Here is a 16,413-nt window from a genome sequence, read left to right as displayed (position 1 = left end):
TCGGAAAAACCGGTGGAGATGCCGGTGAGCTGGCCCTTGTTCTCGAAGCGCTCGGAGAGGATGCGGAACGCATCCTTCACCGCCTCGCGCATCGACACGGTGTCTTTCTTGCCGCGCGCACCGGACTCGGCGATCTTGAACACGGCCTGCTCGGCGCGCTCCAGCACCTCCTGCACGCCCATGCCATCGGGCTGGTAGCCGTCCTCGGTGATGCCGGTGCCGGCGTCGATCAGCTGGCGCAGCACCGACTTCTCGCGCACGATTTCCGCGTAGGCGGCAATGTTCGCCGCACTCGGCGTGGTGTTCGCCAGTTCGATCAGATACGCCGCGCCGCCGACCATGTCGGCCAGGCCATTAGCCTCGAACCAGTCGCCCAGCGTCACCGCATCGCACGGCATGCCCTTGCCCGCCAGCTCGGTGATGGCGCGCCAGATCAGGCGGTGGTCCTTGCGGTAGAAATCCTGCTCGGCGAGGCGGTCGGCCACCTTGTCCAGCGAATCGGGCGACAGCATGAGGCCGCCCAGCACCGCTTGTTCCGCGTCGATCGAGTTCGGCGGTACACGCAGTGCATCGATGTTGGACAAAGGTTTGCGCTCGGAACGACCGCGGCGCTCGGGGCGGTCGGAACGATCGGAAACGAAGGACATCGAGATTCCTCGCAGCGGATGGCTGCATTGCCGGCGGCGTGCTGGATACAGAGCATACGCGGCGCCATCGCAGGCGACGAGACAATAACCCTGTGGATAAGCTGTGGTTCGTTGTGGATAAACCGCCTGCGAACCCCAAAAAGCAGACGGGCGCCCGGAGGCGCCCGTCTGGGACTTGCTGGCGATGGGGCGGCTTACTTTTCGCCGACCACGATCACCTTGATCTGGGTCTGCACGTCGGCGTGCAGAGCGATCACGACCTCGAACTCGCCGGTGTGGCGGATCGGGCCTTCGCCCTGGATCACTTCGCCCTTGTGCACGTCATGACCGGCAGCCTCGAGAGCTTCGGAGATTTCGCGCGGACCGACCGAGCCGTACAGCTTGCCTTCCGGGCTGGCGTTGGCGGCGATGGTCACCGACACGCCTTCCAGCTTGGCCTTGCGGCCTTCGGCGCCGGACAGCTGCGAGGCAGCCTTGGCTTCGTACTCGGCGCGGCGCTTCTCGAAGGCTTCGAGGTTGGCGGCGGTGACCGGCACGGCCTTGCCCTGCGGCAGCAGGTAGTTACGGCCATAACCCGGCTTCACATTGACCTTGTCGCCAAGGTTGCCGAGGTTGCGGACTTTTTCGAGAAGAATCAGTTCCATGGGTATTCCTTTTCGTTAGCACCGGTGTGGCCCGGCGCAGCCTGGACGGTTGTCCGAAGGTCTTCTTTTGCTCCCTCTCCCCGGAGGGGAGAGGAAGCAAAGCACGACTTAGACGTCGTGGTTATCCGTGTACGGCAGCAGGGCCAGGAAGCGAGCGCGCTTGATCGCGGTCGCCAGCTGACGCTGGTAGCGAGCCTTGGTGCCGGTGATGCGCGACGGAACGATCTTGCCGTTCTCGGTCACGTACTGGCGCAGGGTGTTGAGATCCTTGTAATCGATCTCTTTGACTTTTTCGGCCGTGAAGCGGCAGAACTTGCGGCGGCGGAAGAACTTGGACATGTCTGTGCTCCTGATCAGTCGTCGCTGTCGCGATCGTTGTCGCGGTCTTCGCGGTCACGGCGTGCCGGACGCTCATCACCATCGCTGTCGTCATCGCGGCGACGCGAGGACTTGGCGTCATCCTTTTCCTTGGACTTCAGGATGAAGGACTGCTCGGTATCGGCTTCGTCACGGCGAACCACCAGGTGGCGCAGCACGGCGTCGTTGAAGCGGAAGCCCGACTCGAGCTCGTTCAGCGCGTTCTGGCTCACTTCAATGTTGAGCATGACGTAGTGAGCCTTGGCCAGGTTCACGATGGGATACGCCAGCTGGCGGCGGCCCCAGTCTTCCAGGCGGTGGATCTTGCCGCCGTCGGTCTCGATCAGCGCCTTGTAGCGCTCGATCATGGCCGGAACCTGTTCGCTCTGGTCAGGGTGGACCAGAAACACGACTTCGTAATGTCGCAGGGACATCGTGTGGTAACTCCTTGTGGATGCGGCCCTTTCAGGCCTGGCAGCCTCCCGCACTATGCGGTGAGGCAAGGTTCCATCCATGCCTTGGCGGCTTGGACAGAAGCGGAAGTGTAAGGGATTTCAGGGATTTGGGGCAAGCGGATGACAATCCGCCCCCGTGCACCGGGTCTCAGCCGACGGTGAAACTCTCGCCGCAACCGCATTCGCCGGTGGCGTTGGGGTTGTGGAAGACGAAGCTGGCGTTGAGACCCTGGCGCTGGAAGTCGATCACAGTGCCGTCGATCAGGGGCATGCTCTTGCCGTCGACGATCAGCTTCACGCCATCCACTTCCACCGTCTCATCGCCCTCGCCCACCACCTGGGCCAGGTCCACCACATAGCCGAAACCGGAGCAGCCGGTCTTCTTCACGCCAAAGCGCACACCCGCGGCATGGGGCGTGCCGGCAAGGAAGGAGCGCATGCGTTCGCTGGCGGCGGGCGTGATGGTGATGGTCATGGGCGTTGCAACTACCGGAAGGAGAGATTGTCCGAAATCAGACGTGAAGGGTCGAACCTGAACGGCCTGTAGATTATCATGCAAGGTTCGTCTTACGTGCCGATATGCCGGCACCCAGCAGGAGTTTCAATCCAATGACGGCGGTTAGCCCGATTCTATCGAGCGTGAAGCAGGCTCTCTCCGGCAGCATCGATGCCGGCAGCACCGTGACCGTGCGCGGCTGGGTCCGCACCCGGCGCGACTCCAAGGCGGGCCTGTCGTTCGTCAATGTGAGCGACGGCTCCTGCTTCGACCCCATCCAGGCCGTGGTCACCAGCGAGGTGTCCAACTACGAGAGCGAGGTGAAGCACCTCACCGCCGGCGCGGGCGTGATCGTCACCGGCACGCTGGTCGCTTCGCAGGGCAAGGGCCAAAGCTTCGAGATCCAGGCGACGGGCGTCACCGTCACCGGCTTCGTCGACGATCCGGAAACCTATCCGATCCAGCCCAAGCAGCACTCGATGGAATTCCTGCGCGAAGTGGCCCACCTGCGCCCGCGCACCAACCTGTTCGGCGCCGTGACCCGCGTGCGCCACACGATGATGACGGCGATCCATCGCTGGCTCACCGAGCAGGGCTTCTTCTGGATCAATACGCCGATCATCACCACGTCCGATGCGGAAGGCGCCGGCGACATGTTCCGCCTGTCCACGCTGGACCTGGCCAACCTGCCGCGCACGCCGGACGGCAAGATCGATTTCCGCAAGGATTTCTTCGGCCGCGAAGCGTTCCTGACCGTGTCCGGCCAGCTCAACGTGGAGGCTTACTGCCTGGCGATGAGCAAGGTGTACACCTTCGGCCCGACCTTCCGCGCCGAGAACTCCAACACGCCGCGCCATCTGGCCGAGTTCTGGATGGTGGAGCCGGAAATCGCCTTCGCCGATCTCAACGCGAATGCCGACTGCGCCGAGGGCTTCCTCAAGGCGATCTTCAAGGCGGTGCTGGATGAGCGCCAGGACGACATGGCGTTCTTCGCCGAGCGCGTGCAGCCCGATGCGATCAGCCGTCTGGAAGCCTTTATTGCCGAACCGTTCGAGCGCATCGATTACACCGAGGCGGTGGAGATCCTCAAGAAGTCCGGGCAGAAGTTCGAATTCCCGGTTGCCTGGGGCATCGACCTGCAGACCGAGCACGAGCGCTATCTCGCCGAGAAGCACGTCGGCCGCCCGGTGGTGGTGATGAACTACCCCGAGCAGATCAAGGCGTTCTACATGCGCCTCAACGACGACGGCAAAACTGTCGCCGCGATGGACGTGCTTGCTCCGGGCATCGGCGAGATCATCGGCGGTGCGCAGCGCGAAGAGCGCCTGGATTACCTCGACCGCCGCATGACCCAGTTCGGACTCGATCCGGCCACCTACGGCTGGTACCGTGACCTGCGCCGCTATGGCACGGTGCCGCACGCCGGCTTCGGCCTGGGCTTCGAGCGCCTGCTGGTCTATGTGTGCGGCCTGTCCAATATCCGCGATGCCATTCCCTTCCCGCGTGCGGCGGGTACAGCCGAATTTTGAGATCCCTCATGCGTTATCGACTGATCACTGCCACCGCCCTGTTCGCGCTCACCGTGCTGGCGAGCGGCTGCCATAGCGTGAAAGCGCTGGTGCCGCCGAATCTGCGTCCACCGGAGAGCGGCAACGGCAGCCTGGATCAGGCGAAGCAGGCCCTGCAGCAGGCCACCCCCTGCTGCACCACCTTTGCCGATTTCTCCTACCAGGACGCCCTGCCCTGGCAGCCGAAGAAGTTCGCGCTGGGACCGGGCAGCATGGTGGCCAACCTCAACGGCGACCGCAGTTACTTCCTGAGCTTCAGCCTGCCGCGCGAATCGCAGCTGCCGTACCGCGTGGCGGTGAAATCGGAATTGAACGGCCGCTGGCTGCGCGCCAGCTATCTGTTCGCGCCGACCCTGGTAGTGCTGGACGACGCGTTCCAGCCGATCGACAGCAAGGACGTGAGCCTGTGCGAACACATGGGCTGGACCGATGCCACCACCGGCGCGTTCGGCAGCGTGGACATCACCGACAAGCGTGCGCGCTACCTGGTGCTGTACAGCTCGGCCAAGCAGCAATCGAGCAGCACTTACTGGGAGCAGTCGCCGGCAGCATTCTCGGCGGAGGCACCGGTAAAAATGGCCGCGGCCGGCACCTTCAAGGTGCCGCACGGGCCGGACGGCACCGTGTGGATCGGCATGATGGACAAGACCTACCAGGACGCCGTCAACAACGCGATCTGCGCCAAGCCCGAACAAGGCAACGGCGTGCTGAGCACGTTGCGCGAGGCACTGCCGCTGCCGGGCATCGGCAACGACAGCAAGAAGTCCGAGGCACCGAAGGCTCCCGCGACGTCGAACGGCTCCAGCAACAACGACGCTACGTCGGCCACCAATAACTCGACCAACGGCTGAGTTCGGGTCGCCCCACCATCACCCACCACGGACTCGGCATGCTTCCGCTTTATCTCTCACTGCTTTCGGCCGGCGTCATCTGTTTCCTGCTGCATTTCGGCTCGCAGTACCTCATCGCCTCGCTGCTGCGCCGCCGGCATCCGAACGAGTGGAAGATCATCGCCGAAGCCGACGGCCAGCCCACCAATGCCGTGCGCACGTGGCTGCGCCTGCAGCTTGCGCTGCGCTCGCCGGTGCTGCCCGCACTGGAAGACAACAGCGTCACGCGCTGGCGCCTGGTCTGGCGCTACAGTCTGTGGGCCGCATGGCTGTGCTGGTTCGCCGCCCTCGCCGTGCAATGGACCGCGCGCTAACCGTCACTCCTCAAAGGAGCATTCCATGCAGCTGGATTTGAGTGGACGACACGCGCTCGTGTGCGGCGCCTCGCAGGGCATCGGTCGCGCCAGCGCCGTGGAGCTGGCCGAGCTGGGCGCCAGCGTCACCCTGCTCGCGCGCTCGGCGGATGCGCTGAAGGCCGCGACGGATGCACTGCCGCGCAAGCACGGCCAGCAGCACCGCTGGTTTGCGGTCGATATGACGCAGACCGATGCATTGCGCGACGCGCTGGCGGATATCGTGGCGGCGCAGCCGATGGAAATCCTGATCAACAACACCGGCGGCCCACCGGGCGGCCCGGCGCATAGCGCGACCGCCGAGGCGTTCGAGCACGCCTTCCGCCAGCATCTGCTGGCCGGCCAGACGCTGGTGCAGGCGCTGCTGCCGGGCATGCGTGCCAGCGGCTATGGCCGCATCGTCAATGTCATTTCCACTTCGGTGAAGGAACCGATCATGGGGCTGGGCGTGTCCAATACCGTGCGTGCCGCGGTGGCAGGCTGGGCCAAGACGCTGTCAGGCGAGCTGGCCGCAGACGGCATCACCGTCAACAACGTGCTGCCGGGCTATACCCGTACGGCGCGGCTGGATGAGGTGCTGGCCGGACGCGTACGCAGCAGCGGCAACAGCGAAGACGAAGTGGCCAAGGCCATGCTCGCCACTGTGCCCGCACGCCGTTTCGGTGAAGCGTCCGAAGTCGCCGCCGTGATCGCCTTCCTGTGCACGCCGGCGGCGGCGTACGTCAATGGCGTCAGCATCGCCGTGGATGGCGGACGGACCCGTTCGCTGAGTTGATCTGGGACCGACCCTTGTGGGAGCGCACCCTGTGCGCGACACGGCGAAGCCGTCTCGCACAGGGTGCGCTCCCACAGTGATTCAAAAACGGCATACGCCACCGTCCGGTGCAATCGGAGCCCGCAGGCCTTAAGCTTGCGCAGATGCCTACCTTGCGCCTCGCCAACCTGATCGACGGCCGCCTTCAGGCGCCGCGACATGATCGCTGGCTGGACGTGTTCGAACCGGCCACCGGCCAGGTCTTCGCGCACTGTCCCGACTCCACCGCCGAAGACGTTGCCGAAGCCGTCGCAGCCGCCACGCGCGCCGCGCCCGGCTGGGCAGCCACGCCCGCCGAGCAGCGCGCCAGCCTGATGTATCGGCTGGCCGATCTGATCGAAGCGCGCATGGAGCAATTCGTCGCGCTGGAATCGCGCGACAGCGGCAAGCCGCTGAGCCAGGCGCGCAAGCTCGATATTCCCCGCGCGATCTCCAACCTGCGCTTCTTCGCCGCCGCCATCATCAGCTGGGGCAGCGAGTCCCATGCGATGGAAGCCGGCGCAATCAACTACACGTTGCGCCAGCCACTGGGCGTGGTCGCCTGCATCAGTCCGTGGAACCTGCCGCTGTATCTGTTCAGCTGGAAGATCGCCCCGGCGCTCGCGGCCGGCAACACCGTCGTGGCCAAGCCCTCGGAGATCACGCCCTGCACGGCCGCCCTGCTGGGTGAGCTGAGCATCGAGGCCGGCTTCGCGCCCGGCGTGTTCAATATCGTGCAGGGCCGCGGTCCGACCGTGGGCCAGGCGATGGTGGAGCACCGCTTGGTCAAGGCCGTGTCCTTCACCGGCAGCACGCGCACCGGCGCGCAGATTGCCGCCGTGGCCGCGCCGCAATTCAAGAAGGTCTCGCTGGAGCTGGGCGGCAAGAATCCCGCCGTGGTGTTTGAAGACGCCGACCTGAGCGATGCCAACCTCGACACCATCGTGCGCTCGGGCTTCGCCAATCAGGGCGAGATCTGTCTGTGCGGTTCGCGTCTGCTGGTGCAGCGTTCCATCTACGACGCCTTCCGCGAGCGCTACCTCGCCCGCGTGCAGGCGCTGCGGGTGGGCGATCCGAACGACGGCGCCAGCGATCTTGGCGCGCTCGTCTCGCGCGAACACTTCGACAAGGTGATGGGCTGCATCACCACCGCCAGCGACGAAGGCGGCCGCATACTCTGCGGCGGTGCAGCCGTGACGGTGGACGGTCGCTGCGCCGACGGCTGGTTCGTCGCGCCGACGGTGATCGAAGGCCTGAGCAACAGCACCGCGACCAACCAGCAGGAAATTTTCGGGCCCGTGGTCACGCTGATCCCGTTCGAGGACGAAGCCGAAGCGCTCGCCATCGCCAACGGCACCGGTTACGGCCTGGCCGCCTCGGTGTGGACGCGCGATCTGTCGCGCGCGCACCGCTTCGGCGCGCAGCTGGATTTCGGCATCGTGTGGACCAACTGCTGGCTGCTGCGCGATCTGCGCACGCCCTTTGGCGGCACCAAACAATCGGGTCTCGGTCGCGAGGGCGGCACCGAAGCGCTGCGCTTCTTCACCGAGCCCAAGAACATTTGCATTCGTTATTGAAGAGAGCGCCATCGTGAAAAGTCCCCTGCAGAATCTGCTCGACAGCAATCGCCAGTGGTCCGCCGCCATGGTCGATCAGGACCCGCGCTTCTTCGAACGCCTTGCCCAGCAGCAGGCGCCGAAGTACCTGTGGATCGGCTGCTCCGATTCGCGCGTGCCGGCCACGCAGATCGTGGACCTGCCGCCAGGCGACATCTTCGTGCAGCGCAATGTCGCCAACGTGGTGTCGCATACCGATCTCAATTGCTTGAGCACGATCCAGTTCGCGGTCGACGTGCTCAAGGTCGAGCACATCCTGGTGGTCGGCCATTACGGTTGCGGCGGCGTGCAGGCGGTGCTCGACGACCGCCGCCTGGGCCTGGTCGACAACTGGCTGCGTCATGTCGGCGACGTCGCGCAAAAGCACAAGCAGCTGCTCACCTCGATCGACCTGATGAACCTGCGCAATGCCCGCCTGTGCGAACTCAACGCGATGGAACAGGTGGTCAACGTGTGCCACACCACGATGGTGATGGACGCGTGGGAGCGCGGACAGAATCTCTCCGTGCACGCCTGGTGCTACAGCCTGTTCGATGGCCACGTGAACGACCTGGGCATGCACGTGAGTTCGCGAGAAGGGCTCAAGCCTGCCTACGAGCACGCCATGCAGCGCCTGGGCACGATCCCCGAGTTCAATCGATGAGCGGCATCGTCCGCACCGATCAGGCTCCGGCGCCCGTGGGCGCCTATCCGCACGCTCGGCGCGTGGGCAATTTGTTGTTCCTTTCCGGCGTAGGTCCGCGCACGCCAGGCAGCAATGCGATACCCGGCAATGTCTACGACGCTGCCGGCAAGGTGGTGGATTACGACATCGAAGCGCAGTGCCGGCAGGTGTTCGCCAATGTGCGCGCTGTGCTCGAAGCGAGCGGCGCACGCTGGGAGGACCTGGTCGACGTGACGGTGTTTCTTACCGACATGGCGCGTGATTTCCCCGCGTACAACAAGCTCTATGCGGAATACTTCACGGGGGTCGACGCTTGTCGCACGACGCTGGGCATTACTGCGCTGCCCACGCCGATTGCCATCGAGCTGAAGTGCATAGCTGCAATCAAGGAGTAAGTGGAGAGGAGTGAGCAGTGAGAGAAGGCTCGCTCTCACTCCTCGCTCCTCTTCACTCACTTCTGCAAATTCACTCTCATCTGCACAAAAAAAGCCCCGGCGCTCGCGCCGGGGCTTTTGTTTTTCTCAGCCTCAGTGGCTGGCTTCAGTCTGCGGCAGCGTGGACTTGGCCGTGCGCTTGGCGGACTTGCTGCCCTTGGGCTTGGGCTGGCCGTTGTTGTCCTTGCTCTTCTTGTGCTTGTGCGACGAGCTGGCTGCCGGAGCTGGCGTGGCCGATGCAGGCTTGGCGGCAGCGGGTGCAGCAGGCGCAGGCTGCGGGGCTGCGTCCTGAGCCAGGAGGGAACCGGTGAAAGCCATACCCGCTACGAGCAGGGAAGCGATCGCGAACTTGCGCATGTGTGTGAGCCTCGACGTAAGGAGCCTGATGTTCGTGCCGCGCGCCGATCGGAATGGCCGATCCGTGCATCGCGACGGGCAAAACATCGCACGTTTGGCAGCAGCCAGGAACTGGATTTTTCCGGCATGCGCGCGAGATTTCCGCAGCTCGCGTCTTGACATTGCAAGACCCTAACAAGCGTCGAATGTTTTTGCGCTCACGCCACGCACAGCGCCAGCAGGCGCGCGATGGTCTCCTGCACGTGCACAGCAGCGGCCTCCGCATACGCGAAGCTGTCTTCGTCCATGTAATTGATCTGCGACAGCTCCAGTTGCACCGCTTGCACGCCGGTAGCAGGCTGCCCGTAATGGCGCGTGATATAGCCGCCCTTGAAGCGGCCATTCACCACGAAGCTATAGCGGGACTGGGTTTCCAGCACATCCTTGAGCTGTTGCTGCAGGGCCGCCGAGCAGCTCGCGCCCTCGGCCGTGCCCAGGTTGAAGTCGGGTAGCTGGCCTTCGAACAACATGGGCACGCGGCTGCGGATGGAATGTCCGTCCCACAGCACCACGCGGCCGTGAGCAGCACGCAGACGTTCAAGTTCTTGCGACAGCGCGTCGTGATACGGACGCCAGTACACGTTTACCCGACGTTGTATTTCTTCGGCGGTCGGTTCAGCTCCATCGAGGTAAAGCGGCTCGCCATCGAAGCCAATGGTGGAGACCAGACCGGTCTCGCGCTTGCCGGGATACAAGGCATGCCCGTCCGCAGGGCGATTGAGGTCGACCACATAACGCGATGCGACGGGACGGATCACGCTCGCACCCAGCGCCTTGGCCAGTGGCTCGTAAAGGCGCCCGACATGCCAATCCGTATCGACCGAGCGTTGCGCGTCCGGCCGCATGCGCGCGGCGATGTCATCGGGAATATGGCTGCCATCGTGCGGCAGGCTGATCAGCAGCGGCGCGGTGCCGCGATGTAGCGTGAAAGTGGCAGTCATGCGTGAAGTTTACCGTGGCGCGGGGAAAGCCGACGTTGGCTCGATCAGTTGATCAACACCAGTTCTTCGGCCGAACTCGGATGGATGGCGATGGTGTCTTCCAGATCCCGCTTGCGCAGGCCCATTTTCAGCGCGACCGCGAAGCCCTGCAGCATTTCGTCGGCGCCCGTGCCGAGCACGTGGATGCCCACCACGCGTTCGTCATCGCCTTCGGTCACGACCTTCATCAGGGTCGGATGTTTGCGCCCGGCCACGCCCCATTTCATGGGCGTGAATTTCGCACGGTGGACGTGCACCTTGTCACCGTGGAATTCGCGCGCCTGCGCTTCGGTAAGCCCCACGATCGCCAGCGGCGGTTCGGCGAAGACGACACTGGGAATATTGTCGTAGTCGAGCCGGCTGTCGGGTTTGCCACCGAACAGCCGATCGGCCAGTCGCCTGCCCGCTGCCACCGCCACCGGCGTGAGTTCGGGGCGCTCGGTGACATCACCGACGGCGAAGATGCCCTCGACATTGGTGGCCTGCCAGGCGTCAGTGACGATATGGCCCCATTCGTCGACGTTGACGCCGGCGGCATCGAGATCCAGCCGGTCGCTGTTGGGTACGCGGCCAATCGCCCACAACACGGCGTCATACGGGCCGCATGGACCATTGACGTCATCGTCGATCATCAGGTTTTCGCCATCGCGATGCAGGCCCGTCACTTTGACCTGATGGGTGATGCGAATGCCCGCATCGCACATGTGCTGCTCCAGCGCATCGACCAGTTCCGCATCGAAGCTGGTGAGCATGCGATTGCGCACATGCAGCGTCACCTCGCTGCCGAGCGCATTGAGCAGTCCGGCGAATTCGATGGCGATATAGCCGGCGCCGATCACGGCGATGCGCTTGGGCAAGCTGCGCAGCGCGAAAATGTCATCGGACACCATGCCCAGGTCGAAGCCCGGTATGTCCAGCCGATGCGGACGACCGCCGGTGGCAATCACGATCTGCGGCGCGCGCAATTCTTCCCCGCAGGAGGTGGCTATGGTGTTGGCGGACACGAACCGCCCGGATTCGGTGAACACCTGGATGCGGCCTTCTTCCAGGCCCATCGCATATCGATGGCGGATGCCGTCGATGTAATGCTGGCGCAGCTGGCGGAAATGTTCCCAGTCCAGCGCGCCGGGCTGGGACGCAAAGCCGTAATCGACCGCGAGCCGCTGCTCCTGCGCCAGCTGGCCGGCGAACCAGAGCGCCTTTTTCGGCACGCAACCGACATTGACGCAGGTGCCGCCCAGTGCGTTGGGTTCCAGCAAGGCGACACGGGCGCCGTGACGCGCCGCGCGGAATGCCGTCGCCAGGCCACCCGAACCACCACCCAGGACGATCAGATCAAACGTTTCGGCCATGCCGCTCTCCGGTTTGCGCCAATGAAGTTAAGCGAGTCTGCGAGCAGGCCGCGTCAAGATCACACACCAAAGCGCGATGGTGCGTACGGCGTGGGATCGATCGCTGGCGCAGCGCCGCCCAGCATCGACGCCACCAATTCACCGGTGGCCGCCGACATGCTCACGCCGAGCATGCCGTGCGCCGTGGCCAAGGTGAGATTGGACCAGCGCGAGCTGGGGCCGATGATGGGCACCTCGTCCACGCTCATCGGTCGCCAGCCCCACCATTCCTCCTTCAGTTCCGGCCCTTCGGGCACGTGCAGCCCTTGCGCGGCGCCGCGACGCAAGGCGTCAAGGCGCGTGCGATTGAGGCCCTCGGCATAGCCGGAAAATTCCATGGTGCTGCCCAGCCGGAAGCCGCTGTCCCAGGTGGTGACGCAGACGGCGGCTTCGCGCAGCACCAGCGAGTGACGCGGCGCGATGGCGGGACGCGAATAAGTGATCGAATAACCCTTGCCCGGCTGCATCGGCAGCCGCAGGCCGAGCGAGCTCGCCGTCAGCGGCGACCAGGCACCGAGCGCCATCACGACACGCTCGCCATGAAACACGCCGCGTGTCGTGCGCACCTGCCCGATGCGATCGCCCTGCCGCTCAAAGCCGTCGATGCGTGCACCCGATTCGATGCTGCCGCCGAGCTCAGTCACGCGGCGGGCAAGTTCGGCGGCGTAGCGATCCGGCCGCAGGCGTGCATCGTCCGGATGGAACAGCCCGCCAGCGACACCCGGTTTCAGTGCGGGCTCGCGAGCTTCCACGTCATCTCCGCTCAAGCGCTCCACCATCACACCCAGGCGATCGAGCACCTGGGCATGGTGGCGCTCGTCAGCCTGCAGGGCCGCCGCCGAGCGGTACACATACAGCTCGCCTTCTTCCCCGAACTCGCAGTCGAAGCGCTCCTCGCGCACCAGGTCCGCCAGCAGTCCGCGCGAGCGTTGCAGGACGGCCGAACGTGCCCGCGCGGCATGTTCGAAATCGCGCCAGTTGCAGTGACGGGCAAAGCCGAGCAGCCAGCGCAGGCGCGGGCCATCAAAGCGAGGGTTGAGGTAGAGCGGCGCATCGGCCCGCAGCATCGAGCGCAAGGCCAGGCCAAACATGCCCGGCATGGCCAGGGGGGCCGCGTGACTGGGCGTGATCGTTCCACAATTGCCGTGCGAACTGCCGCAGCCCGGGGTACCCTGCTCCAGAACGCGCACGGTAGCCCCGGACTTCAGCAGGTAGTAGGCACAGGCCAGGCCGATGACGCCGCCGCCGAGAACCAGCACATCACTGCGTGAATCATCCATCGGGCTATTGTAGCGTCGCCATGACCCACTCCTAACCTTGAGAGATTAGTGCGATGGGAACGTCAGAGCAGTCCAGCAGGATGTTGGTACGGTGGCGTTTGGCGATGCGCTGCACGGTGGTGCTTGCTGCGTGTGCGTCAGTTGGGGTGCAAGCGCAGGCCGCCAAGCAGCAGCCCGCGCCGACCCAGACGGCCGCCCAACCCGAGGGGCCGACCACGGCATCGTCGGCCACGGCCGTGAGTCGCGACCTGTTCACTGAAACCGCGCACATCAAGAACGACCTGGCGCGCTACCTGTACCTGCGCGAAGTGATGCCGCAGCTCACCAAGGACGATCGCCTGATCGACCAGCAGCTGCTGGCCACGGTCGAGGACGAGCTCGGCTTCTACGACGAAGCGATCAACGACTTTCCGTTCGACAACCGCGTGCAGACGCCGGTGACCCTGCCCACGCCGGCCGACTGGGTGACCGCTGACGCGGTGACCGAGATCGCCAAGCTGACCACGGACCGGCGCATCGTGCTGATCAACGAAGCGCACCACGACGCCCACACGCGCGAGCTCACGCTGGCCTTGTTGCCGAAGCTGCGCGCGGAAGGCTTCACCTATTTCGCCGCCGAAGCGCTGGCCAACGGCGACACTGAGCTCATGAAGCGCGGCTATCCGGTGGCCAGCAGTGGCAGCGAGTATCTGCACGAACCGATCTACGGGCAGATCATCCGCGAGGCGATACGGCTGGGCTTCAAGGTGATTGCCTATGAGTCCGATGCCGATGCCCTGGCCGACCGCGAATCAGGCCAGGCGCAGCTGCTTTATCGCCAGGTGTTCAAGAACGACCCCAAGGCGCGCCTGTTCGTGCATGCCGGTTATGCGCATATCGACAAGGCGGTCGGCAACCTGGGCAAGACCATCAAGCCGATGGCGATGCAGCTCAAGCAGCTCACCGGATTCGATCCGCTGTCCATCGACCAGACCCGTTGGCGGGACATCGGCCCGATGCCGAAGACGGATCTGTACAACCAGCTGTCCGCCGCCTTCCCGGTGGACAAGCCATCGGTGCTGCTCAGCCGCCAGAACGGCAGCGTGTGGGCGTCGGATCCGGATCGCCACGACGTCGACGTGATCCTGCCGCGCTCCGGCCACCAGCGCCGCCCCCACTGGCTGGAACTGGGCGGCACCCGGCAGACCCGGGTGATCTCCAGCGACATGTGCCAGCGCCAGTTCCCCTGCATCGTGGAAGCCCGCTACGCCAACGAGAGCGACGACGCCATCCCGGCCGATCGCTACGTGCTGCTGACCGACAACGTGATGAACTCGCTCTACCTGTGGCCAGGCGAGTACAAGCTCAGCAGCCGCGACCGGGAAGGCCGCAAGCTCAACGAGCGGCGCATCACCGTGGAGAAGCCTGGCTCATGAAGGGCCTAGACTTCACTTCCAGCGATCACTTAGAACTTTCTTCCAACTTATTGATTTGATAACCTCGGGCTCGTCTCAAGACCAAGGAAGACGAGATGCGCCCCCAATTCGCCCCTCCTGCCTGTGCGCGCTTGGCATGGTGGCGTATGGCGCAACGCGCCCTGGTCGTCGGTGCAGTCTTGATGCTCGCCGCTTGCGCCAGCAGCAGCCGGCGCCCGGAGCCCACGTACAAGGATTCCCGCTCCTCCCTGGCCAACCTCCCGGCTCGCGCTCCCAGTGGTGCCACGGGCACGGCCAACGACGTGCTGTTCCGCGCCATCGCCCTGGTCGGCACGCCTTACCGCTGGGGCGGCAATACGCCCGACGGCGGCTTCGATTGCAGTGGGCTGGTCGACTACATCTACCGCAATGCGGCTGGCCTGACCCTGCCCCACAGCTCCCGTGAAATGTCGCAGCTGAGCGGCGAGCGGGTGCGTCAGATGACCGAGCTGATGAGCGGTGACCTGGTCTTCTTCGGTGGTTCGGGCGGCATCAGCCACGTGGGTGTCTACGTAGGCAAGGGCCGCTTTGTGCATGCGCCCAACAGCGGCGGCACGGTGCGGCTGGACGACATCGACGGCCCGTACTGGCGCGACCATTTCGAGTTCGGCAAGCGCCTGCTCGACTGACCTGGCGCTCGCCGGGCTGAGGCTGAGCCCTTCACACCCAGCAATCCCGGGGCGCCTTAGGCTCCGCCTATCGTTGCGATTGAAAAATTGAATTGTACACAATTTAATTTTGCGCTTAGGATTTGCCTCATGAAACGGCAACCGACCCCCGACCAGCTCCTGCTCGACCAGCAACTGTGCTTTGCGCTGTATGCCGCGTCGCGCTCGGTGACGGGGCTGTATCGGCCGCTGCTCGAGCCGCTGGGCCTGACTTATCCGCAGTACCTGGTGATGCTGGTGCTGTGGGAACGCGACGGGCTCACCGTGAGCGAACTGGGCCAGCGCCTCCAGCTTGATTCCGGAACGCTCACTCCCCTGCTCAAGCGCCTGCAGGGCGCCGGCCTGGTGGCACGCCAGCGCCGCAAGGAAGACGAGCGCGTCGTCGATATCCATCTCACCGACGCCGGCCTGGCGCTACGCGACAAGGCCAGCGGCATCCCCGAATGTCTCGCGCAATGCATGCAGCTCTCGCTCGATCAGATGCAAACGCTGCGCGATGAACTGAAGCGACTCACCCGACAGATCCAACTCTCCCCAAGCGAGGACTAAGGCATGAACATCAGCAAGATTCTCTACACCGCCACCGCCACCGTGCACGGCGGCCGCGAAGGCCACGCCAAGAGCGACGACGGCGTGCTCGACCTGCAGCTGGTCGTACCCAAGGGCCTGGGCGGTCCGGGTGGCCAGGGCAGCAACCCCGAACAGTTGTTCGCCGCCGGTTATGCCGCCTGCTTCGAAGGCGCCGTGCGCTTCGTGGCGCGCCAGCAGAACGTGACGCTGAAGGATGCTTCGGTCACCGCACACGTGGGCATTGGTCCGCGCGAACCGACGGGTTTCGGTATCGCCGTGAAGCTGGAAGTGAACTTGCCGGGCATCGATCGCGCCGTGGCGCAGGAACTCGTCGACACCGCGCACCGTGACATCTGCCCGTACTCGCATGCGACGCGCGGCAATGTGGATGTGGAGATCACGCTGGTCTGATCTGTCCTTCCAGGTTGGAAATGATGACGGCACCGCGAGGTGCCGTTGTTGTTTGTGGGGTGTGTCGATGCAAGTCGGCAGCAGCGATGTGTGCGATCTGCGGGCCTGGAGATTTCGCTTCGTAGGCGTCGCGCACAGGGTGCGCTCCCACAAAGAGCGGTCGCAACCTTGAAGCCGTGCCACGGCGTGCGAAACCCTTGTAGGAGCGCACCCTGTGCGCGACCAACCAACGGAGCGGTACACCCACGCGCCGCGGTCGCGCACAAGGTGCGCTCCTACAGGGGAACGGCAAACGGCGAACCCTCGGCTTTAGCTCGAGGCTTTTGGCTCTTGGGGTCCCCGTATG

General features: G+C 64.7%; 20 protein-coding genes. 11 read left to right on the top strand and 9 right to left on the bottom strand.

What is annotated here, in order from left to right; all coding sequences use genetic code 11:
- From Y882_RS16060 to Y882_RS16040, 5 genes are all read right to left on the bottom strand, one after another.
- Positions 1-647, bottom strand: a 647-nt coding sequence (locus tag Y882_RS16060) for a DnaB-like helicase N-terminal domain-containing protein (protein WP_046972960.1), incomplete at its 3' end; no start/stop codon positions are given.
- A gap of 194 nt (positions 648-841) precedes the next feature.
- Complete coding sequence (gene rplI, locus Y882_RS16055; protein WP_046972959.1) at positions 842-1,291, bottom strand: 50S ribosomal protein L9; 450 nt, start codon at positions 1,289-1,291, stop codon at positions 842-844.
- A 108-nt stretch (positions 1,292-1,399) separates the two neighbouring features.
- Positions 1,400-1,630, bottom strand: a complete 231-nt coding sequence (rpsR, locus tag Y882_RS16050; RefSeq protein WP_017462785.1) for a 30S ribosomal protein S18 — start codon at positions 1,628-1,630, stop codon at positions 1,400-1,402.
- 14 nt (positions 1,631-1,644) lie between these two features.
- On the bottom strand, positions 1,645-2,082 hold the full coding sequence (rpsF, locus tag Y882_RS16045; RefSeq protein WP_046972958.1) for a 30S ribosomal protein S6: 438 nt from the start codon (positions 2,080-2,082) through the stop codon (positions 1,645-1,647).
- A gap of 169 nt (positions 2,083-2,251) precedes the next feature.
- Entirely contained in the window at positions 2,252-2,578 is a 327-nt protein-coding gene (locus Y882_RS16040) for a HesB/IscA family protein (RefSeq protein WP_046972957.1), read from the bottom strand.
- Positions 2,579-2,712: 134 nt separating this feature from the next.
- Here Y882_RS16040 and asnS point away from each other — a divergent pair, with 134 nt between their 5' ends.
- From asnS to Y882_RS16005, 7 genes are all read left to right on the top strand, one after another.
- Complete coding sequence (asnS, locus tag Y882_RS16035; RefSeq protein WP_046972956.1) at positions 2,713-4,128, top strand: asparagine--tRNA ligase; 1,416 nt, start codon at positions 2,713-2,715, stop codon at positions 4,126-4,128.
- Between the two features lie 8 nt (positions 4,129-4,136).
- Positions 4,137-5,018 carry a MalM family protein gene (locus tag Y882_RS16030; protein WP_046972955.1) on the top strand — a complete coding sequence of 294 codons (882 nt, stop codon included), beginning with the start codon at positions 4,137-4,139 and terminating at the stop codon, positions 5,016-5,018.
- Positions 5,019-5,056: 38 nt separating this feature from the next.
- Positions 5,057-5,371, top strand: coding sequence for a hypothetical protein (locus Y882_RS16025; protein ID WP_046972954.1), 315 nt, complete (start codon positions 5,057-5,059; stop codon positions 5,369-5,371).
- 25 nt (positions 5,372-5,396) lie between these two features.
- Entirely contained in the window at positions 5,397-6,185 is a 789-nt protein-coding gene (locus Y882_RS16020) for an SDR family oxidoreductase (RefSeq protein WP_046972953.1), read from the top strand.
- A gap of 143 nt (positions 6,186-6,328) precedes the next feature.
- Positions 6,329-7,780: an aldehyde dehydrogenase gene (locus Y882_RS16015; protein ID WP_046972952.1), complete on the top strand. Its 1,452-nt coding sequence runs from the start codon at positions 6,329-6,331 to the stop codon at positions 7,778-7,780.
- 13 nt (positions 7,781-7,793) lie between these two features.
- Entirely contained in the window at positions 7,794-8,462 is a 669-nt protein-coding gene (gene can / locus Y882_RS16010; protein ID WP_082121152.1) for a carbonate dehydratase, read from the top strand.
- Positions 8,459-8,878, top strand: coding sequence for a RidA family protein (locus Y882_RS16005; protein WP_046972951.1), 420 nt, complete (start codon positions 8,459-8,461; stop codon positions 8,876-8,878). Before can ends, Y882_RS16005 begins: the two co-directional genes overlap by 4 nt.
- Before the next feature lie 132 nt (positions 8,879-9,010).
- On the opposite strand, the gene Y882_RS16000 is transcribed toward Y882_RS16005, so the two are convergent.
- The 4 genes from Y882_RS16000 to Y882_RS15985 all read right to left on the bottom strand — a co-directional run bounded on the left by Y882_RS16000 (position 9,011) and on the right by Y882_RS15985 (position 12,964).
- Entirely contained in the window at positions 9,011-9,274 is a 264-nt protein-coding gene (locus tag Y882_RS16000; protein ID WP_046972950.1) for a hypothetical protein, read from the bottom strand.
- A 197-nt stretch (positions 9,275-9,471) separates the two neighbouring features.
- Entirely contained in the window at positions 9,472-10,254 is a 783-nt protein-coding gene (gene hutG, locus Y882_RS15995) for an N-formylglutamate deformylase (protein WP_046972949.1), read from the bottom strand.
- 44 nt (positions 10,255-10,298) lie between these two features.
- Positions 10,299-11,645 (bottom strand): glutathione-disulfide reductase, encoded by a 1,347-nt coding sequence (gene gorA, locus Y882_RS15990; protein ID WP_046972948.1) that lies wholly within the window; start codon positions 11,643-11,645, stop codon positions 10,299-10,301.
- A gap of 59 nt (positions 11,646-11,704) precedes the next feature.
- Positions 11,705-12,964: an NAD(P)/FAD-dependent oxidoreductase gene (locus Y882_RS15985; RefSeq protein ID WP_046972947.1), complete on the bottom strand. Its 1,260-nt coding sequence runs from the start codon at positions 12,962-12,964 to the stop codon at positions 11,705-11,707.
- A gap of 80 nt (positions 12,965-13,044) precedes the next feature.
- On the opposite strand from Y882_RS15985, the gene Y882_RS15980 reads away from it, so the two are divergent.
- From Y882_RS15980 to Y882_RS15965, 4 genes are all read left to right on the top strand, one after another.
- On the top strand, positions 13,045-14,379 hold the full coding sequence (locus Y882_RS15980; RefSeq protein ID WP_211259201.1) for a hypothetical protein: 1,335 nt from the start codon (positions 13,045-13,047) through the stop codon (positions 14,377-14,379).
- A 95-nt stretch (positions 14,380-14,474) separates the two neighbouring features.
- Positions 14,475-15,047, top strand: a complete 573-nt coding sequence (locus Y882_RS15975; RefSeq protein ID WP_082121151.1) for a C40 family peptidase — start codon at positions 14,475-14,477, stop codon at positions 15,045-15,047.
- Between the two features lie 129 nt (positions 15,048-15,176).
- Positions 15,177-15,635 (top strand): MarR family winged helix-turn-helix transcriptional regulator, encoded by a 459-nt coding sequence (locus Y882_RS15970; protein ID WP_046972944.1) that lies wholly within the window; start codon positions 15,177-15,179, stop codon positions 15,633-15,635.
- A 3-nt stretch (positions 15,636-15,638) separates the two neighbouring features.
- Entirely contained in the window at positions 15,639-16,067 is a 429-nt protein-coding gene (locus Y882_RS15965; protein WP_046972943.1) for an organic hydroperoxide resistance protein, read from the top strand.
- The last annotated feature ends 346 nt before the right edge of the window (positions 16,068-16,413 follow it).

This window comes from Dyella japonica DSM 16301 (assembly GCF_001010355.1).
Classification (GTDB): Bacteria; Pseudomonadota; Gammaproteobacteria; order Xanthomonadales; family Rhodanobacteraceae; genus Dyella; species Dyella japonica.
The sequence above is the reverse complement of the archived record's forward strand: the minus strand, read 5'-3'. Positions and strand labels throughout refer to the sequence as shown.

Bases quoted from the DNA above. Each gene is read 5' to 3' on its own strand.
- rplI (WP_046972959.1), bottom strand. From the start codon at position 1,291: ATGGAACTGATTCTTCTCGAAAAAGTCCGCAACCTCGGCAACCTTGGC.
- rpsR (WP_017462785.1), bottom strand. From the start codon at position 1,630: ATGTCCAAGTTCTTCCGCCGCCGCAAGTTCTGCCGCTTCACGGCCGAA.
- rpsF (WP_046972958.1), bottom strand. From the start codon at position 2,082: ATGTCCCTGCGACATTACGAAGTCGTGTTTCTGGTCCACCCTGACCAG.
- Y882_RS16040 (WP_046972957.1), bottom strand. From the start codon at position 2,578: ATGACCATCACCATCACGCCCGCCGCCAGCGAACGCATGCGCTCCTTC.
- asnS (WP_046972956.1), top strand. From the start codon at position 2,713: ATGACGGCGGTTAGCCCGATTCTATCGAGCGTGAAGCAGGCTCTCTCC.
- Y882_RS16030 (WP_046972955.1), top strand. From the start codon at position 4,137: ATGCGTTATCGACTGATCACTGCCACCGCCCTGTTCGCGCTCACCGTG.
- Y882_RS16025 (WP_046972954.1), top strand. From the start codon at position 5,057: ATGCTTCCGCTTTATCTCTCACTGCTTTCGGCCGGCGTCATCTGTTTC.
- Y882_RS16020 (WP_046972953.1), top strand. From the start codon at position 5,397: ATGCAGCTGGATTTGAGTGGACGACACGCGCTCGTGTGCGGCGCCTCG.
- Y882_RS16015 (WP_046972952.1), top strand. From the start codon at position 6,329: ATGCCTACCTTGCGCCTCGCCAACCTGATCGACGGCCGCCTTCAGGCG.
- Y882_RS16005 (WP_046972951.1), top strand. From the start codon at position 8,459: ATGAGCGGCATCGTCCGCACCGATCAGGCTCCGGCGCCCGTGGGCGCC.
- Y882_RS16000 (WP_046972950.1), bottom strand. From the start codon at position 9,274: ATGCGCAAGTTCGCGATCGCTTCCCTGCTCGTAGCGGGTATGGCTTTC.
- hutG (WP_046972949.1), bottom strand. From the start codon at position 10,254: ATGACTGCCACTTTCACGCTACATCGCGGCACCGCGCCGCTGCTGATC.
- gorA (WP_046972948.1), bottom strand. From the start codon at position 11,645: ATGGCCGAAACGTTTGATCTGATCGTCCTGGGTGGTGGTTCGGGTGGC.
- Y882_RS15985 (WP_046972947.1), bottom strand. From the start codon at position 12,964: ATGGATGATTCACGCAGTGATGTGCTGGTTCTCGGCGGCGGCGTCATC.
- Y882_RS15980 (WP_211259201.1), top strand. From the start codon at position 13,045: ATGTTGGTACGGTGGCGTTTGGCGATGCGCTGCACGGTGGTGCTTGCT.
- Y882_RS15975 (WP_082121151.1), top strand. From the start codon at position 14,475: ATGCGCCCCCAATTCGCCCCTCCTGCCTGTGCGCGCTTGGCATGGTGG.
- Y882_RS15970 (WP_046972944.1), top strand. From the start codon at position 15,177: ATGAAACGGCAACCGACCCCCGACCAGCTCCTGCTCGACCAGCAACTG.
- Y882_RS15965 (WP_046972943.1), top strand. From the start codon at position 15,639: ATGAACATCAGCAAGATTCTCTACACCGCCACCGCCACCGTGCACGGC.